17 protein-coding genes are annotated in these 16366 nt (G+C 74.9%); 8 read left to right on the forward strand and 9 right to left on the reverse strand.

Translation table 11 applies throughout. From position 1 onward, the window contains the following. The first annotated feature begins 38 nt into the window (after window positions 1–38). Window positions 39–911: a GNAT family N-acetyltransferase gene (locus ACMCNN_RS20735; RefSeq protein ID WP_412742172.1), complete on the forward strand. Its 873-nt coding sequence runs from the start codon at window positions 39–41 to the stop codon at window positions 909–911. A gap of 28 nt (window positions 912–939) precedes the next feature. On the opposite strand, the gene ACMCNN_RS20740 is transcribed toward ACMCNN_RS20735, so the two are convergent. The 5 genes from ACMCNN_RS20740 to trpC form a co-directional block, all read right to left on the reverse strand. Further along, the gene (locus tag ACMCNN_RS20740; RefSeq protein ID WP_412742173.1) at window positions 940–2127 is read right to left on the reverse strand and encodes an FAD-dependent oxidoreductase; all 1188 of its coding nucleotides are present in this window, start codon (window positions 2125–2127) and stop codon (window positions 940–942) included. A gap of 25 nt (window positions 2128–2152) precedes the next feature. Then, entirely contained in the window at window positions 2153–3499 is a 1347-nt protein-coding gene (gene lgt / locus ACMCNN_RS20745) for a prolipoprotein diacylglyceryl transferase (protein WP_412742174.1), read from the reverse strand. Window positions 3500–3565: 66 nt separating this feature from the next. Next, window positions 3566–4372, reverse strand: a complete 807-nt coding sequence (gene trpA / locus ACMCNN_RS20750; protein ID WP_412742175.1) for a tryptophan synthase subunit alpha — start codon at window positions 4370–4372, stop codon at window positions 3566–3568. After that, window positions 4369–5604, reverse strand: coding sequence for a tryptophan synthase subunit beta (gene trpB, locus ACMCNN_RS20755; protein WP_412742176.1), 1236 nt, complete (start codon window positions 5602–5604; stop codon window positions 4369–4371). Before trpB ends, trpA begins: the two co-directional genes overlap by 4 nt. Continuing rightward, on the reverse strand, window positions 5601–6401 hold the full coding sequence (gene trpC / locus ACMCNN_RS20760; RefSeq protein ID WP_412747230.1) for an indole-3-glycerol phosphate synthase TrpC: 801 nt from the start codon (window positions 6399–6401) through the stop codon (window positions 5601–5603). The genes trpB and trpC overlap by 4 nt, the downstream gene beginning before the upstream one ends. A 382-nt stretch (window positions 6402–6783) precedes the next feature. On the opposite strand from trpC, the gene ACMCNN_RS20765 reads away from it, so the two are divergent. Continuing rightward, window positions 6784–7140 (forward strand): hypothetical protein, encoded by a 357-nt coding sequence (locus ACMCNN_RS20765; RefSeq protein WP_412742177.1) that lies wholly within the window; start codon window positions 6784–6786, stop codon window positions 7138–7140. Here ACMCNN_RS20765 and ACMCNN_RS20770 read toward each other — a convergent pair. The 3 genes from ACMCNN_RS20770 to hisI are packed head-to-tail and all read right to left on the reverse strand — an operon-like array spanning window position 7062 to window position 9663. After that, complete coding sequence (locus tag ACMCNN_RS20770; RefSeq protein WP_412742178.1) at window positions 7062–7748, reverse strand: Trp biosynthesis-associated membrane protein; 687 nt, start codon at window positions 7746–7748, stop codon at window positions 7062–7064. The two genes, ACMCNN_RS20765 and ACMCNN_RS20770, sit on opposite strands and share 79 nt — an antisense overlap. Further along, complete coding sequence (locus ACMCNN_RS20775; RefSeq protein ID WP_412742179.1) at window positions 7748–9280, reverse strand: anthranilate synthase component I; 1533 nt, start codon at window positions 9278–9280, stop codon at window positions 7748–7750. The genes ACMCNN_RS20770 and ACMCNN_RS20775 overlap by 1 nt, the downstream gene beginning before the upstream one ends. After that, the gene (gene hisI / locus ACMCNN_RS20780; protein WP_412742180.1) at window positions 9277–9663 is read right to left on the reverse strand and encodes a phosphoribosyl-AMP cyclohydrolase; all 387 of its coding nucleotides are present in this window, start codon (window positions 9661–9663) and stop codon (window positions 9277–9279) included. Before hisI ends, ACMCNN_RS20775 begins: the two co-directional genes overlap by 4 nt. Window positions 9664–9766: 103 nt before the next feature. Here hisI and ACMCNN_RS20785 point away from each other — a divergent pair, with 103 nt between their 5' ends. From ACMCNN_RS20785 to ACMCNN_RS20805, 5 genes are all read left to right on the forward strand, one after another. After that, window positions 9767–11128 (forward strand): hypothetical protein, encoded by a 1362-nt coding sequence (locus tag ACMCNN_RS20785; RefSeq protein WP_412742181.1) that lies wholly within the window; start codon window positions 9767–9769, stop codon window positions 11126–11128. 166 nt (window positions 11129–11294) lie between these two features. Further along, window positions 11295–12638 carry a hypothetical protein gene (locus ACMCNN_RS20790; RefSeq protein ID WP_412742182.1) on the forward strand — a complete coding sequence of 448 codons (1344 nt, stop codon included), beginning with the start codon at window positions 11295–11297 and terminating at the stop codon, window positions 12636–12638. A gap of 215 nt (window positions 12639–12853) precedes the next feature. After that, window positions 12854–13582, forward strand: coding sequence for an ABC transporter ATP-binding protein (locus ACMCNN_RS20795; RefSeq protein WP_412742183.1), 729 nt, complete (start codon window positions 12854–12856; stop codon window positions 13580–13582). Beyond that, a complete protein-coding gene (locus ACMCNN_RS20800; RefSeq protein ID WP_412742184.1) occupies window positions 13579–14316 on the forward strand; it encodes an ABC transporter permease in 738 nt (245 codons plus the stop codon). The genes ACMCNN_RS20795 and ACMCNN_RS20800 overlap by 4 nt, the downstream gene beginning before the upstream one ends. Then, on the forward strand, window positions 14313–14930 hold the full coding sequence (locus tag ACMCNN_RS20805) for a TetR family transcriptional regulator (protein WP_412742185.1): 618 nt from the start codon (window positions 14313–14315) through the stop codon (window positions 14928–14930). The genes ACMCNN_RS20800 and ACMCNN_RS20805 overlap by 4 nt, the downstream gene beginning before the upstream one ends. Before the next feature lie 5 nt (window positions 14931–14935). On the opposite strand, the gene ACMCNN_RS20810 is transcribed toward ACMCNN_RS20805, so the two are convergent. Beyond that, window positions 14936–15661: a DUF2470 domain-containing protein gene (locus ACMCNN_RS20810; protein ID WP_412742186.1), complete on the reverse strand. Its 726-nt coding sequence runs from the start codon at window positions 15659–15661 to the stop codon at window positions 14936–14938. Between the two features lie 95 nt (window positions 15662–15756). Here ACMCNN_RS20810 and rpsD point away from each other — a divergent pair, with 95 nt between their 5' ends. Next, complete coding sequence (rpsD, locus tag ACMCNN_RS20815) at window positions 15757–16365, forward strand: 30S ribosomal protein S4 (protein ID WP_412742187.1); 609 nt, start codon at window positions 15757–15759, stop codon at window positions 16363–16365. Window position 16366 lies beyond the last annotated feature (1 nt).

The following is a 16366-nucleotide window of genomic DNA, read 5'->3' on the forward strand; positions in this document are numbered from 1 at the left end:
CACGAATTGGCGCCCGCACGATTGGGTAGTCTCGCGCGGTGGCGCTTCCGAACCCCGACGTGTTCACACGTCTCGAACGCTTCTACGACGCTGTGCCCCGCGACGCCGCTGGCGCGGAGGACATCGGAAACCTCGTGCTGTTCGTGCGCGACGGTGCGGGCTGGCCTTTCTACGCCCGACCCCGGATCGGGGCGCCGACACCATCTGCGGCCGATGTTACTGCGGTGCGGCAGCGCCAACGAGAGCTCGGGGTCGCCGAGGCTTTCGAATGGGTGCATGAAACCACCCCCGACCTGCTCGCGGTCGCCCGTTCCGCCGGCCTGGAGGTGCTGCTCGCGCCGCTGATGGTACTGCAGCGGGCGGCGCTCGTGCCGGATCTGCCCCTGCCCGGCGCGCGGATCAGGCGGCTCGACCCGGCAGCACCCGGATTCGCCGACGATCTGGCCGCCAGCCGCGCGGTCGCCCAGCTCGGCTTCAGCGCACCCGCCACACCGATGCCCACGCCCGACGCCGAGGGGAAGCTGGTCATCTCGACGGCGGGGCCGCGGGAACGCGACGCCGCACCCCGGCTCGACGCGGCCCGGGTCGAGGCGGCACGGCAGCGCGAGCTGTCCGGGCGGCAGACCACCGCGGTGGTCGAGTCGGACGCGGACGGGATCGTGGCCAGCGGGGTGGTGCAGCAGGTCGGGGACGTGGCCGAGGTCGCCGGGGTGGCGACGCTGCCGTCGGCGCGCCGCCGCGGGTACGCGTCCCAGCTCACCGCGAGCCTCGCCCGGCAGGCCCTGCAGTCCGGCGCCGACCTGGTGTTCCTGTCCGCCGGTGACGACGACGTCGCCCGGCTCTACTCCAAGATCGGCTTCCGCCGGATCGGCACGGCATGTATCGCGGAGCCCGCTCCCGCGCCGATGTGACCGCCCGGTCGGTTCGAGCCCGCTGGCGTCACTCCGGGGGCTGCCACTGCGCGGCCAGGCCCTCCGCATGGCCCAGCATGCGCGGGCGCAGCGAGCCCAGCGCGGCGTCCCGGGCGCGCAGCGCCAGCCGCCCCCGCGCCTGCACCACCGCCGACATCCGCCGCATCTGACGCACCACGCTCGTCGTACGGGGCCGCCGGGTCCGGCTGTACGTGTCGATCGCCGCGCGCAGCTCCGGGCCGGGCCGCGCCCCGCCCACCAGGGCCGCCAGCGTCGCCACGTCCTCGAACGCCAGGCAGGCGCCCTGCCCGAGGTGGTGCGGCATCGCGTGGCCCGCGTCGCCGACCAGCACCACCCCACCGGGCCCGGCGGGAAAGCCGTACGCGCGGGGCAGCGGGCGCAGCTCACGCACCTCCTGCGGGACCAGATCCTCGGGCCGGGTGGCGGCCAGCAGCTCCGGGATCGGGGCGTGCCAGCGCCCGAACCAGCGGCGCAGCAGCGCCAGTTGGGTGGCGGGCGGCTCCGGGCGGGGCGCGCCCGCGGCGGTGGCCACCCAGTACATGCCGCCCCGGCCCGCGGCCCGCTCGCCCAGCGGCATGGACACGAACCGGTATCCGGCACCCAGGGTCTCGCCGCCCGCGGCCTGTTCCGCGTTCAGCCGGGGCAGCCGGTAGCCCGGCACGACGGCCTGCCAGGCCGCGAAGCCCGAGCCGACCGCCACGGACTCGGGCGCCAGCGCCCGGCGTACCGGGCTGTCGATGCCGTCCGCGGCGACCACGAGGTCGGCCTCGAACACCGTCGGGCCGTCCGCGACCGACAGGCGGCGCCCGCGGCCGGTGACCGCGGTGACCCGCGCACCGGTACGGATCTCCACCCGGTCGCCCAGGCCCGCGATCAGCGTGTCGTACAGGTCCTCGAGGTGCACCACGGCGGGGGCGGGTCCGGCGCCGGGCCGGCTGCGGGGCGCCACCAGCCAGCCGCCGTCGGGGCGGCGCACGCCGCCGTCGGGCAGCGGGGCGGCGATGCCCTCCCAGCCGCCGCCGGGATCGATGGCCTCCAGCGCCCGGCGGCCGTTGGACCAAAGCACCAGGGCGGTCGGCGGTGCGGCGATGCGTTCGCCGCGCTCCAGCAGGGTCACCCGCCAGCCGGTACGGGCGAGCGCCCCGGCGGCGGCCAGCCCGGCCATCCCGGCGCCCACCACCACGGCCGTGCGCACGTCGCCTCCCGCCGGGGCTGTCGGGTCAGCGCTCGTCGGCGGGACCGGCCGAGGAGCCGGCCGGCTGGGTGCCGTCTCCGGTGCCCGCACCGGGCGCGGCGGAGCCGTTGTCCGCATTTCCGGGCGTGCCGGAGCCCTGGCCCGCCCCCGGCGCAGCGTCGCCCTGGCCGGAGGCCGCCGCGGCGGAGCCCTGGCCGGAGGCCGCCGCGGCGGAGCCCTGGCCCGCCCCCGGCGCGGTGTCGCTCCGACCCGAGGGCGCTGCGGCGGAGCGCTGCCCGGCAGCGGGCGCGGTGGAGCCCGGGTCCGGCGTGGCGGCATCGCCGGAGGGCGCGTCTCCCCGCTCGGCGGTGTCCGAGGCCGCCGCGTCCTCCGGCGGCAGGATCCCGGTCCGCTCGTACGCCCGGAAACGCTCTTCGCTGACCACCTGGTACGCGCGCGGCGCCTTGCCCGGGGCCGGTTCGGCGGCGGCGGTGACGTCCACCTGGCCGAGGTCACCGGCAGCGGCCGGTGCGGGGGCGGTCTCCGGCGCGTCGATCGGCACCACGTACTCGCGGGGGCCCTTGACCAGCAGGAAGTACGTCAGGGCGCCGATGAACACGACGATCGAGGTGAAGACGTTGAGGCGGATGCCGAAGAAGTGGCTCGCGTCGTCGACCCGCAGCATCTCGATCCAGCACCGGCCCACGGTGTACGCCATCACGTACAGGGCGAACGCCCGGCCGCGGCCGAACTTGAACCGGCGGTCCGCCAGGAACACCAGCCCGGCCACGCCGACGTCCCAGACCGCCTCGTACAGGAAGGTGGGGTGGTAGAGGTCGGGCAGGGTGACCGGCTTGCCGCCGTCGGTCAGGGCGTGCCCCGGGTTGTCGCGGTCCATGTCGTGCACCCGCAGGCCCCAGGGCAGGGTGGTGACGCTGCCGTACAGCTCGTTGTTGAACCAGTTGCCGAACCGGCCGACCGCCTGGGCCAGCGGCAGGCCGGGGGCGAGGGCGTCGGCGAAGACGCTCAGCGGCAGGCCGAGCTGGCGCGCCGCGATCCACGCGCCGACCGCGCCACCGGCGACCGCGCCCCAGATGCCGAGGCCGCCCTCCCAGATGTAGAACGCCTTGATCGGGCTGCCCCCGGCACCGAAGTAGTCGTGCGGCGACGTGATGACGTGGTAGATGCGGGCGCCCACGATGCCGAACGGCACGGCCCACACGGCCATGTCCAGCGACGCCCACGGGGCCACGCCGCGGCGGCGCAGCCGCGCCTCCATGACCAGCACCGCCACGACGATGCCGAGCACGATGCACAGCGCGTACGCGCGGATCGGGAAACCGAACACGTGCCAGACCGACACGGTGGGGCTGGGAATTGCGGCGAGCGTCACGGGTGCACAGGCTACCGCCGTACGGCGTGGTGGCAATCCCCAGGGCGGGCGGCGCAGGTCCCCCGGTCAGCGGCGGGGGTTGCGTACCCCCTGCGCCAGCTCGGCGCTGAGCGTGCGCAGCCGCTGCCGCCCGCTGGCGACGTCGGGAGCCTCCAGCACGCACCGGATCAGGGCGCTGCCCACGATCACCCCGTCGGCGAACCCGGCGACCTCGGCCGCCTGCGCGCCGGTGCCCACGCCCAGGCCGACTCCGACGGGCATGTCCGGGTCGGCCGCGCGGATCCGCGCGACCAGGTCGGGCGCCTGCTGGGAGACCTGGGAGCGGGCCCCCGTGACGCCCATCAGCGCGGTGGCGTAGACGAAGCCGCGGCAGTGTCCGAGGGTCATGGCGATCCGCGCGTCGGTCGACGACGGGGAGACCAGGAACGTGCGGTCGTTGCCGTACCGGTCGCTGGCGGCGAGCCACTCGGCCGCCTCGTCCGGGATCAGGTCCGGGGTGATCATGCCGGTGGCCCCGGCCGCGGCGAGGTCGCGGGCGAACGCGTCGACGCCGTACTTCTCGATCGGGTTCCAGTACGTCATGAGCACGACCTGCGCGCCCGTGGCCGCTACCGCCTCGATGATGCGCAGCGTGTCGCGGGTACGCACGCCGTTCGCCAGAGCGATGTCGCTGGCCTTCTGGATCACCGGCCCGTCCATCACCGGGTCCGAGTACGGCAGCTCCACCTCGATGACGTCGCACCCGGCCTCGGCCATGGCCACCATCGAGGCGATGCTGTCGTCCACGGTCGGGAAGCCCGCGGGCATGCAGCCCACGAGCAGCGCCCGGCCCTCGGCGCGTGCCTTGCCGAACGTCTCGGCGATGCCGGTCATGAGTTCTCCCCGGGGACGAGCGTCGACACGTCGCCGAGCAGCCCGAAATACGCCCCGGCGGTGTGCACGTCCTTGTCGCCGCGGCCGGACAGGTTGACCACGATGGTCGGGGTGCGGCCCAGCTCGGCGGCCAGCCGCGGGGCGAGGCGGGCGGCACCGGCCAGCGCGTGCGCGCTCTCGATCGCCGGGATGATGCCCTCGGTACGGCACAGCAGCTGGAACGCGGCCATCGCCTCGGCGTCGGTGACCGGCTCGTACGTGGCCCGCCCGGTGTCGTGCAGCCAGGCGTGCTCGGGGCCGACGCCCGGGTAGTCCAGCCCCGCGGAGATCGAGTGCGATTCGAGGGTCTGGCCGTCGTCGTCCTGCAGCACGTACGTGCGGGCGCCGTGCAGCACCCCGGACGAGCCGCCGGTGATCGAGGCGGCGTGCCGTCCCGTCTCCACGCCATCGCCACCGGCCTCGAAGCCGTACAGGCGGACGCCGGTGTCGGGCACGAAGGCGTGGAAGATGCCGATGGCGTTGGAACCGCCGCCCACGCAGGCGGCGACCGCGTCGGGCAGGCGGCCCAGCTGCTCCAGGCACTGGGCGCGGGCCTCGGTGCCGATGCCGCCCACGAAGTCGCGGACCAGCTCCGGGAACGGGTGCGGCCCGGCGGCCGTACCCAAGAGGTAGTGGGTGGTCTCCACGGTGGACACCCAGTCGCGCAATGCCTCGTTGAGGGCGTCCTTGAGGGTGCGCGAGCCGTTGGTGACCGGCACGACGGTGGCGCCGAGCATCCGCATCCGGGCCACGTTGAGCGCCTGGCGCTCGGTGTCGACCTGGCCCATGTACACGACGCAGTCGAGGTCGAGCAGGGCAGCGGCGGTGGCGCTGGCGACGCCGTGCTGGCCCGCGCCGGTCTCGGCGATGACCCGCTTCTTGCCCATTTTCTGCGCCAGCAGGGCCTGGCCGAGCACGTTGCGCACCTTGTGCGCGCCGGTGTGGTTCAGGTCCTCGCGCTTGAGCAGGACCTCCGCGCCCACCGCGGCGGACAGCCGCTCCGCGCGGTACAGCAGCGACGGGGTGCCCGCGTAGTCGCGCAGCAGCCCGGTGAACCGGCCCTGGAACTCCGGGTCGGTCTTCGCGTGCCGGTACGCCGCGTCCAGCTCGTCGAGCGCCTTGACCAGGGCCTCGGGCACGAACCGGCCCCCGTACCGGCCGAAGTGACCGGCCAGGTCGGGCAGTTCGCTCATCGGACGGGCCTCGGGGTGGCCGGGTGGTTGCCCGCGTTGACCAGCTCGGCGACCGCGTCGCGCGGGCTCTTCTTGGTGACCAGGCCCTCGCCGACCAGGACCGCGTCGGCGCCCGCCGAGGCGTACCGGATCAGGTCGTGCGGGCCGCGCACCCCCGACTCGGCGATCTTGACGACGTTGTTGGGCAGGCCGGGGGCGATCCGCTCGAAGACGGAGCGGTCCACCTCCAGGGTCCGCAGGTCGCGGGCGTTGACGCCGATGACCTGGGCCCCGGCCGCGAGCGCCCGGTCGGCCTCCTCCTCGTTGTGCACCTCGACGAGGGCGGTCATGCCGAGCGACTCGATGCGTTCGAGCAGCCCGACCAGCACGTTCTGCTCCAGCGCCGCCACGATCAACAGCACCAGGTCGGCGCCGTGGGCGCGGGCCTCGTGCACCTGGTAACTGGAGACCACGAAGTCCTTGCGCAGCACCGGGACCTGCACCGCGGCGCGTACCGCGGCCAGGTCCGCCAGGGAGCCGCCGAACCAGCGGCCCTCGGTGAGCACGCTGATGCAGCGGGCGCCGCCCGCCGCGTACTCACCGGCCAGCTCGGCCGGGTCCGGGATGTCGGCCAGCGCGCCCTTGGACGGCGACGACCGCTTCACCTCGGCGATCACCGCCACGCCGGGCTTGCGCAGCGCCGCGTACGCGTCGATCGCGGGCGGGGCCGCCGCGGCCAGGTCGCGGATCTGCTCCAGCGGCACCTGCTCCTGCCGCTGGGCCACGTCCTCGCGGACGCCGGCCAAGATCTCTTCCAGTACGTTCTGCGGTCCGGAGTCCCGGTCGGCGGGTCCGCCTGCGCCCGCTTCCGCCTGATCGGATGTCACGTAATGACCTCCCTCTCCGGGTGCCTTCCGCCCGATGCTAGGTGGCGGCGCGCATCACCGACTGTCCGGGGTGCGACGCACACCACTACGTGGGCGCGGCATAATGCGCTGCCAGGACCCTGTCTCGTCGATCACAGGCGCCTCTGTGGCCCCGCCTGGCGGCCTGCACCGAATCGGCTGAACGGTGGATGGCCCATCCCGTTGACGTCGTCGTCACCGCGCGGAAACACGACTCGGGCAACATCTCATTCGGGCAAACTGGTTCACGGCGTCGGGGGCGCCGACCAGCCGACGAGCAGTTGTGGAGTTGACCATGGCCAGTGCAGTGAATGCGCAGACCAACGGCATCGTCGCACTCTCCCGCGCGGTGTGTTCCGTCGCCGTCGACCTCGTCGCCGGCGTCGAGCGGGTGGTGGTCGGCGACGGCAAGGTCCGCACGGCGCAGAGCAACGCGTGGGACGCCATCTGCGCGGACCGCGCGGCGCGCCAGGCCCGGGCGGACCTGGAGCGCCTGGTGGCCGACCTGCTGGCCTCCGGCCCGCCCGCCCGCAGCGGCCGGACCCGGGCCGTCGGGTCCGGCGTGGCCGGGACTCAGGTGGTCGGGTCGTCGCCGCGGTCGAGCGCGTCCCACGCCGCCCTGGTGTCCACGGGCGGCGTCACCGGCCGCTGACCGTCGGCTGCCCGGTCGCGCGGCCCTTCGGGCCCGGCCCGATCGGTGGCCCGGCCGTCGTTCGCCGCGTCGTCGTTTCGCTGCGCGTTGTCGTTTCGCTGCGCGTTGTCGTTTCGCTGCGCGTTGTCGCGATGTGCGCCATCCGGGGACTGCGGTGTGGCGCCCCGTTCGTACCGGGCGCCCATCGCCGGCCACAGGTGCCCGTGCCGGGCGGCCCACCAGCCCGCCAGGGTCACCAGGGCCCCGCCCAGCACACACGCCGCCGGGCCGAGCGTCGCGGCCGCCCCGGCCGCGCCCGCGTCCAGCGTCGCCCGTCCGGCGACCGCGGCGGCGGCCAGCCCCAGCCCGATCACCAGGAGCAACCCGCCGAGCAGGCGGCGGGCCGGGCCGCGGGTGGCCAGCAGGGCGCCCGCACCGGCGAGCGCGACCACGGCCAGCGCCACCAGCCAGGGCGCCTGTTGCGCACCGGTGTGCGCGGCGCGCAGCTCTGTCAGGCCCGGCCGCGGGGTGACCTGGACCGACCAGGTGCGGGTGGCGGCGTACAGGGCCAGGCCGGCGCCCGCCGCGCAGGCCACGGCCGCCGGGCCGAGCAGTCGTTGCGGGGCCATCAGCGGGCGGCACGCAGGGTCTCGGCGGACGCGATCGCGGACAGCACCGCGGCCGCCTTGTTCCGCGTCTCCTGCTCCTCGGCGGCCGGATCGGAGTCCGCCACGATCCCGGCGCCCGCCCCCACGTACGCGACGCCGTCACGCAGCAGCGCGGTCCGGATGGCGATGGCCATGTCCATGTCCCCGGCGAAGCCGAAGTAGCCGACCGTGCCGCCGTACAGGCCGCGGCGGGTCGGTTCCAGCCCGTCGATGATCTCCATGGCACGGACCTTCGGCGCCCCGGACAGGGTGCCCGCCGGGAACGTCGCGGCCAGCGCGTCGAACGCGCTGGAATCGGCGCGCAACTGCCCGACCACGGTCGAGACGATGTGCATGACATGGCTGTACCGCTCGATGCGGGCGAAGTCCGGCACCTCCACGGTGCCCGGAGTGCACACCCGGCCCAGGTCGTTGCGGCCCAGATCGACCAGCATGACGTGCTCGGCGCGTTCCTTCGGGTCGGCCAGCAGCTCCGCCGCGAGCGCGTTGTCCTGCTCCGGGGTGGCGCCACGCCAGCGGGTCCCCGCGATCGGGTGCAGCAGCGCCCGGCGGGTGCCGTCGGGCTCGGCGCTGACCTTCAGGTGCGCCTCGGGCGAGGACCCCACGATGTCGAAGTCGTCGAAGCGCAGCAGATACATGTACGGGCTGGGGTTGGTCGCCCGCAGCACCCGGTAGACGTCCAGCGGGTTGGCGTCCGTGGGCCGTTCGAAGCGCTGACCCACCACGATCTGGAAGCACTCCCCGGCCCGGATCGCCTCCTTGGCCTGCTCGACCGCCTTCTGGTACTCCCCCGCCGGGGTCCGGCTCACCGCCGCGCCGGGCGTGAGCCGGTCGACCGCGGAGATCATCGGCGGGGTGGGGCGGGACAGCGCCGTGGTCATCGCGTCCAGCCGGCCCACCGCGTGGTGGTACGCGGCCCGCCGTTCCCGCTCGTCCGCGTCGCCGGACAGCACCGCGTTGGCGACCAGGATCGCCGAGCCGTCGTGGTGGTCGAGCACCACCAGGTCGGTGGCCAGCATCATGCCCAGTTCGGGCACGGGCAGATCGTCGACCGCCAGGGACGGCAGCCGCTCGAAACGGCGGACCAGGTCGTAGCTGAGATAGCCGACCATGCCGCCGGTCAGCGGCGGCAGGCCCGCGTCGGCGTCCGCGTCCGGCGGTGCGGCCAGCGCCGCGACCGTCTCGCGCAGCGCCACCACCGGGTCGCCGTCGACCGGTACGCCCGCGGGCGGCTCACCGAGCCACGCCGCCTGACCGGCGCGCTCGACCAGCGTCGCCGCACTGCGCACCCCGATGAACGAGTACCGCGACCAGGCGGCCCCCTGCTCCGCCGACTCCAGCAGGAAGGTGCCCGGGCCACCGGCCAGCTTCGTGTACACGCCGACGGGGGTCTCGCCGTCGGCCAGCAGCCGCCGGACCACCGGGACGACCCGGCGGTGCGCGGCCCGCGCGACGAAACCGTCCTCGTCGGGAACGACCGCGCCACTGGTCACGCTGTGCCCCTCTCCGGCCCCGTCACGGGCAGGTCGTCCGTGAAGCAGGTGTGCGTGCCCGTGTGGCAGGCCGCGCCGACCTGATCCACCGTGAGCAGCAGCGCGTCGCCGTCGCAGTCCAGGGCGACGGAGCGCACGTACTGGTGGTGGCCGGAGGTGGCGCCCTTCACCCAGTACTCGCGGCGGCTGCGGGAGTAGTAGGTGGCCCGGCCGGTGGTCAGCGTGCGGTGCAGCGCCTCGTCGTCCATCCAGGCCAGCATCAGGACGTCGCCGCTGCCGTGCTCGCGCACGATCGCGGCCACCAGGCCGTCGGGCGTGCGCTTGAGGCGGGCGGCGATGGCCGGGTCCAGCGCGGAGTGCGGGGCGAGTTCAGGTACGGACACGTCAGCGATTGTCCCGCACGCGGCGACCACGCCCGCGCAGGCCGCCGACCGCCCACGATCCGGGCACCCGGACGCTTGCCGCTCGTCGATCGTTGATCACCACATGCCCCTCACCGACGGCCACCGCGAGCACCGACCGGTCCGGCACAGCCGGGACGGGCCCCGGCTGGTGTCCGCCCGGCCCTGGGTATGGGTGGTGCTGGTCGCGGTCCTGTTCTCGGCGGCCCAGCTCACCGCCGCGCCCGGCCGGTTCTACCCGGACTCGACGCAGTACCTGGCACAGACCCTCGACCTGCTCGGTGTCGGCCGCGCGGCGGGCCGGGAGCAGACCGTCCAGGCGTTCTGCGACGGCTATCGCCGGCCCCGCCTGGCGGCACACCTGCTCACCGGCGGCTCACCGCAGGCGGACCGGGCCGCCGACGACTGCCTGCGCACGCTGCACGCCGACAACCGGCTGGCCACCGGCAGCCGCTACGGCCCCGGGATCACCGTCCGCGGTGCGGCGATCCTGTCGCCCCGCTACGAGCGGATCTTCCTGTCCCGGCCCGGGGTCGCCGTGTTCTACGCCCCCGGCGTCGCCCTGCTCGGGCCCCGGATGGGCATGTGGTTCACCACGCTGATCTGGACACTGGCCGGCTCGGTGCTGGTCTTCCTGCTGCTGCGCGTGGTCGGCGTGACCGTGCCGCTGGCCGTCGCCGGCCAGGTGCTGTACCTGATCCTGCCGCAGCGCCACTGGACGATGGCGCCGCTGGCGGAGGGCATGACCCTGACCCTGGTCACGCTGGGGCTGCTCGGTGTCGCGTACACGATGACCCGCCGTACCCGTCCGGGGGTGGTCCTGATGGTCGCGGCCTTCGGCGGCGGCCTGGTGGTGAAGTACTCGCAGTTCCTGCTGTTCGCGGCGGCGCTGGCGGGGACCGCCGCGCTCGCCCTGGTGGCCGCGCGCCGGGCCGGGCGCCCGGCCCGGCCGCTGCTCGTGGTCATCGCCGTCTGCACGGCCGCCGCGATCGTCCTGTGGGCCGTGCCGGCGGCGCTGGGCTGGCCCGGCGGCGCGGAGAGCATGCAGGACCTGGCGACCGAGCACTTCCGGCGGCCGGACGTGCCCGACCCCGCCCTGTACTGGCTCAGAGCCAACGCCCGGTTCTGGATCCTCTGGGTCGCCGACCAGCTCCGCTCCCCACTCATGATCATCACGTGGGCGGTGGCCGCGTGGGGCGTCGTCCGGTCCCGCACCGTCGTCGGTTTCGCGATCTTCGCGGCCCTGCTGGCCGGGTTCGGCAACCAGGCCGGCCACCCCACCGCCAGCCAGGGCGACCGGCTCATTCTCCTCGCGTGGCTGCTGACCGTGTACGGACTGCCGCTGCTCCCGGCCGCCGGGCAACGGCCCGGCACCGCACCGCCGGCGGCCCGGCCGAGGACCGGCGCGGCCCCGGACGCCGCGCATATGCGGCAGCGCACGGGCTGACGGGTGGTCGGGCAGTGATCTCCGTCCGGGTGGCCGCACCGGGGATGTGCCGGGCGGTCCGGAACGGTACGGTCGGTGGGCGCCGCACCTCCCGGGTGCCCGCGCGCCGCCCGCAGCGCCGCTCTCCTGCGGGTCGCGTCCCCTCGCGACGGGAGTCTTTGATCCGATGGAGCCCACCTCCAGCCCCGAGAACGTTCCGCAGTCGCGCGGCGTGGCCCGTTTCTGGCCGTCGCACGGGATGCCCGCGCCCGGCCAGCGCACGCCCGCCTCGGAGGAGCCCGAGGGGGCCGGGCCGGACCTGGCGCCACACCCCGACCAGAACCTGCCGGGCGGTACGGCCCCCGGCCCGAATCTGCCCGGCGGTACGGCCCCCGGCCTGAATCTGCCCGGTCACCAGACCCCGGCCCTGGACCTGCCCGCCACCCCGATGCTGCCGACGCAGCCGCCCGGACCGGCCGACGACATCGAGGTGACCGGGCTGGGCGGCCGCCGCGGCCCCGAGGCCCTGCTCGGATCCGTCTCGGGCGCCCGCCCGTGGAGCGCCAACCAGGGCGGCTTCCCGGCGGTGGACGCCGACCGGACGTACCGCAACGGTGACTCGGGGGCGCACCCCGGCCCGGTGAACGGACGCGGCTCGTCGACCGGCGCGTCGGGGAGCGTCATGTCGTTCCCGCTCGGCCGCGCCGAGGCACCCCGGCCGCCGGTGAACGGTTCCGGCGAGAACCCGCCCCCGGCGTGGGCCGCGCCGACCTCCGGCGCCGCCGTCCCGCCCCCTCCTGCGGGTCTGCCGGGTGTCGGCATCCCACCGCTGCCACCGGGCGCCGCCGCCGGGCCCACGGTGGGGTCGGCCGCACCGCCGACCACGCCCGGCCCTGCCACGCCCGGCCTGCCCGCGGCCGCACCGCCGCCGCCCGGCCTGGACGCCTCCACGCTGCCCACCTCGGTGGCGTCGGCGCCCCTCGCCCCGGTCTCCGGCGCCGTGTCGGCCACGCCACCGGCGCCCCTGCTCCCCGCGCCGGCGGTCCCGGTCTCCGGCGCTCCGGTCTCCGGCGCCCCCGTGCCGGAGACGTCGCGGGCCTCGCGGCGGGTCCGTGACGATGACGAGGCCGTCGCGGGAGGCCGCCGTCCGAGCGGCCTGGGCACCGACGACGGGGTCGCCGGGCGACGGCGTGGCAACGACGGTGACGCGGCCAGCGGGCCGGACGGGCGTGCCGCCCTGCGGCCGGGTGACGTCCGCGAGACCGAGATCGCGTTCTGGGACGAGGCGGGTGCCGCGCACTTCCGCGCCGAGTGGCACGAGGTGAAGGCCGGATTCGTCGACGACCCGGTGGCGGCCCTCACCCGCGCCCACGACCTGCTCACCGAGGCCGTGCACGAACTCACCGAGTCGCTGCTGGCCGAGCGGGACGAGCTGGACCCGCTGCGGCACACGGCCGCGCCGGACACGGAGAGCATGCGCATGGCGATGCGCGGCTACCGGGAGTTCCTGGAGCGCATCCTGTCCCTCTGACGCCGCCCGGCCGCCCGGCACTCCGGGCGTGGACACCGCAATCGAGGCCCCGTGGACCGACCCGGTCCGCGGGGCCTCGTCGTGTCCCCGTCACCCGCCCGCATGATCACCGGAAATCGCCCCGGCCGGGGCGTTGACCCCGGTCGCGGAATTCATCTAGCGTTGAACTCAACGGTAGATGAATTCGAGACGATCAGGGAAGTCGAGGAGGCGTGATGGACAGCGCCATCGAGGTCAGCGACCTCGTGGTCGAGCGCGGCGGGCGCCGCGTACTGCACGGCATCACCTGCACGGTGCCCACCGGCACCGTGGCCGGCCTGCTCGGGCCGAGTGGCAGCGGCAAGACGACCCTGATCCGGGCCATCGTGGGTGTCCAGATCGTCAAGTCCGGCACGGTGACCGTGCTCGGCCAGCCCGCCGGCTCCGCCCCGCTGCGCCGCAGGGTCGGCTACGTCACCCAGGCCCCCAGCGTCTACGCCGACCTCTCCGTCCGGGAGAACGCGCGCTACTTCGCCGCCGTGTACGGCCTGCCCGCCGCCGACGCGGACCGCGCGATCGCCGACGTCGGCCTGACCGGCGCCGCCGGGCAGCTCGTGGCGAACCTCTCCGGCGGCCAGCGCAGCCGCGCCTCGCTGGCCTGCGCCATGCTCAGCAAGCCCGACGTGCTGGTGCTCGACGAGCCGACCGTCGGGCAGGACCCGGTGCTCCGGGTCGAGCTGTGGGCGCAGTTCCACGAGCTGGCCGCGCGGGGCACCACGCTGCTGGTCTCCAGCCACGTGATGGACGAGGCAGGGCGCTGCGACCGGCTGCTACTCATCCGCGAGGGCCGGCTGATCGCCGACGACACCCCGGCCGCCGTGCGTACGGCGGCGGGCACCGATGACCTGGAGGAGGCGTTCCTGCGCCTCATCCGCGAGCGCGAGAGCGCGGAGGTGACGGCATGAACCCGCGGATCACCGCGGCCACGGCGGCGCGGGCCCTGCGCCAGCTGCGGCACGACCGGCGTACGGTGGCCCTGCTCGTCGTGGTCCCGGCGCTGCTGCTGGGCCTGCTGTACTTCATGTACGAAGACGCCGGCCCGACCTTCGACCGAATCGCCCTGATCATGCTGGGCGTCTTCCCGTTCGTCACGATGTTCCTGGTCACCAGCATCGCCATGCTGCGCGAACGCACCACGGGCACCCTGGAGCGGCTGCTCACCACCCCGATGGGCAAAGTGGACCTGCTGTTCGGGTACGGCATCGCGTTCAGCCTGGCCGCGGCGGTGCAGGCGGCGGTCGCCGTGGGCGCGGCGTACGGGCTGCTGGGGCTCGACACCGTGGGCAGCCCATGGCTGGTGGTGCTCATCGCGATCCTCAACGCCGTGCTGGGCGTGGCGCTCGGGCTGCTGTGCAGTGCGTTCGCCCGTACCGAATTCCAGGCCGTGCAGTTCCTGCCCGTGGTCGTGGTCCCGCAGCTGCTGCTGTGCGGCCTGTTCGTGCCGCGCGGGCAGATGGCGGGCTGGCTGCAGGTGGTCAGCGACGTGATGCCCCTGTCGTACGCGGTCGAGGCACTGGGTCAGGTCGGTCTGCACGCCGCCGCCACCGCGACGATGTGGCACGACCTGCTGGTGGTGACCGGGGCGGCGGTGGCGGCGCTCGTGCTGGCCGCCGCGACCCTGCGGCGGCGCACCCCGTGAGTGGTGCGGCCGCCAAAGGCGCCAAGACGCGGCGCAGCGGGCGGCGGCCGGGCAATCAGGACACCCGGCAGTCCATTCTGGACGCCGCCCGCACCGCGTTCGCCGAGCGCGGCTTCGACCAGGCCTCGATCCGGTCGATCGCCGGGGATGCCGGGGTCGACCCGGCCCTGGTGCACCACTACTTCGGCACGAAGGAGAAGCTGTTCCTGGCGGCGATGAACTCGCCGATCAACCCCGCCGAGCTGGTGCCGCAGGCCCTGGCCGGGCCGCGCGAGCAGGCCGGTGAGCGGCTGGTCCGCCTGGTGCTGACGGTCTGGGACTCCCCGGCCGGTGGCGCCGCGGTGGCCCTGCTGCGCTCGGCGATGAGCAACGACTGGACCGCCCGGCTGATGCGCGAGTTCGTGGTGACCCAGATCCTGCGCCGGGCCGTGGTCGAGCTGGGCCTGGATCCGGCGCAGGCGCCGCTGCGGGCGGCGCTGGTCGCGACGCAGGTCGCCGGGCTGGCCGTGGTCCGCTACGTACTGAAGGTCGAGCCGGTGGCGAGCGCCCCGGCGGAGGAACTGGTCTCGGCGGTCGGGCCGACCGTGCAGCGGTACCTGACCGGGGAGCTGTAACGGAGTCAGGCCGTGCAGTGGCGGCAGAGCACGGGGTGCAGCAGGTGGGCCAGCTCGTGCCGGTCGGCGACCGGGGCGGGGAACGGCAGCCGGGCCAGCCGCGCCCCGGCGCGCACGACGAGGCCGTACCGGTCGAGGCGGACCACGCGCGGCTCGTCGCCCGGCTGGGCGGCCGCGCCGAGGCTGCGGTTCGCGTACGCGGCGACCTGCGCGACGTGGTGGTCGGCGAGGTCGGCCAGCAGGTCGAATTCGATGGCGCGCAGCGGGTCGGGGGCGGCCTCGGCGTACTCGTCGGAGTCCAGCTCGTGCAGTGCGCCGTGCCGCTCGTGGCGGATCTCGGCGACCTCCATCCGGTGCAGCATCTGGGCCCCGCCGACGTCGAGCAGGTCGCCCGTGGCGTCGGTGTCGGCGTAGTCGAGGGCGGCCGCGCGGGCCTCGGCGCCCGCCAGGGCGCGGGCCCAGCCGACCACCCAGACCCGGCCGAGCGAGGGGGCGCCCGCGATCGGCGGCACGTCCTTGACGTCGAGCACCATCGCGGTGTCGTCGGTGCCGTCGGCCGGGTGCAGGGCGGCGGCCAGCGCACCGTCGCGCGGGCTGAGCAGCAGGACGTTGCCGCGCGCGTCGGTCACGTGGCGCACCGGCAGGGCGCCGGGATGGCCGGAGACGTGCGCGGTCGCGGGCAGGTGGCCCGCGACGATCGTCCGGGCGACCTCGGCGGGGCTGGGATGCATGGAGGTACCTCCGGGTGGGGGGCCGTGGCGCTGGTTAGGCTCACCTTAGTAAGGTGAGCCTAACCGTCACAACCCTCGATCGGAGCGAGTACGACGTGAACACCTCCCGTCCCAAGGTCCGGCTGTCCCGCGCCCTCGGCATCCCGCTGACCCGCAAGTGCGTCAAGTACTTCGAGCGGCGCCCGTTCCCGCCGGGCGTGCACGGGCGGGCGCGGCGCAAGACCTCCGACTATCAGGTGCGGCTGCTGGAGAAGCAGCGGCTGCGCCACCAGTACAACGTCAGCGAGTCGCAGCTGCGCCGGGCGTACGACGACGCGCACAAGGGCACCGGCAAGACCGGCGAGACCATGGTCGTCCTGCTCGAACGGCGGCTCGACGCCACGGTGCAGCGCGCCGGGCTGGCCCGGACCATCTACCAGGCCCGCCAGCTCGTCGCCCACGGCCACTTCACGGTGGACGGCCGCAAGGTGGACCGGCCGTCGTACCGGCTGAAGCCCGGCCAGGTCGTCGCCGTACGCCAGAGCAGCCACACCAAGCCGCCGTTCCAGGTGGCCGCGGCCGGCGCGCACCTGGACGGGCCGACCGCGCCGTACCTGTCGACCGACCTGGCGAACCTGACCACCACCGTGCTGCGCGAGCCGCTGCGCAGCGAGATCCCGGTGGTCTGCGACGAGCAGCTCGTGGTGGAGTTCTACGCCCGCTGAG

Source organism: Krasilnikovia sp. MM14-A1004, assembly GCF_047159485.1.
Classification (GTDB): domain Bacteria; phylum Actinomycetota; class Actinomycetes; order Mycobacteriales; family Micromonosporaceae; genus Actinoplanes.

Coding starts and splice junctions, on each gene's coding strand:
- trpB (WP_412742176.1), bottom strand. CDS start 5,604: ATGAGCGAACTGCCCGACCTGGCCGGTCACTTCGGCCGGTACGGGGGC.
- ACMCNN_RS20785 (WP_412742181.1), top strand. CDS start 9,767: ATGCCCCTCACCGACGGCCACCGCGAGCACCGACCGGTCCGGCACAGC.
- ACMCNN_RS20795 (WP_412742183.1), top strand. CDS start 12,854: ATGGACAGCGCCATCGAGGTCAGCGACCTCGTGGTCGAGCGCGGCGGG.
- ACMCNN_RS20810 (WP_412742186.1), bottom strand. CDS start 15,661: ATGCATCCCAGCCCCGCCGAGGTCGCCCGGACGATCGTCGCGGGCCAC.
- ACMCNN_RS20765 (WP_412742177.1), top strand. CDS start 6,784: ATGGCCAGTGCAGTGAATGCGCAGACCAACGGCATCGTCGCACTCTCC.
- ACMCNN_RS20770 (WP_412742178.1), bottom strand. CDS start 7,748: ATGGCCCCGCAACGACTGCTCGGCCCGGCGGCCGTGGCCTGCGCGGCG.
- ACMCNN_RS20800 (WP_412742184.1), top strand. CDS start 13,579: ATGAACCCGCGGATCACCGCGGCCACGGCGGCGCGGGCCCTGCGCCAG.
- ACMCNN_RS20790 (WP_412742182.1), top strand. CDS start 11,295: ATGGAGCCCACCTCCAGCCCCGAGAACGTTCCGCAGTCGCGCGGCGTG.
- trpA (WP_412742175.1), bottom strand. CDS start 4,372: ATGACCGGCATCGCCGAGACGTTCGGCAAGGCACGCGCCGAGGGCCGG.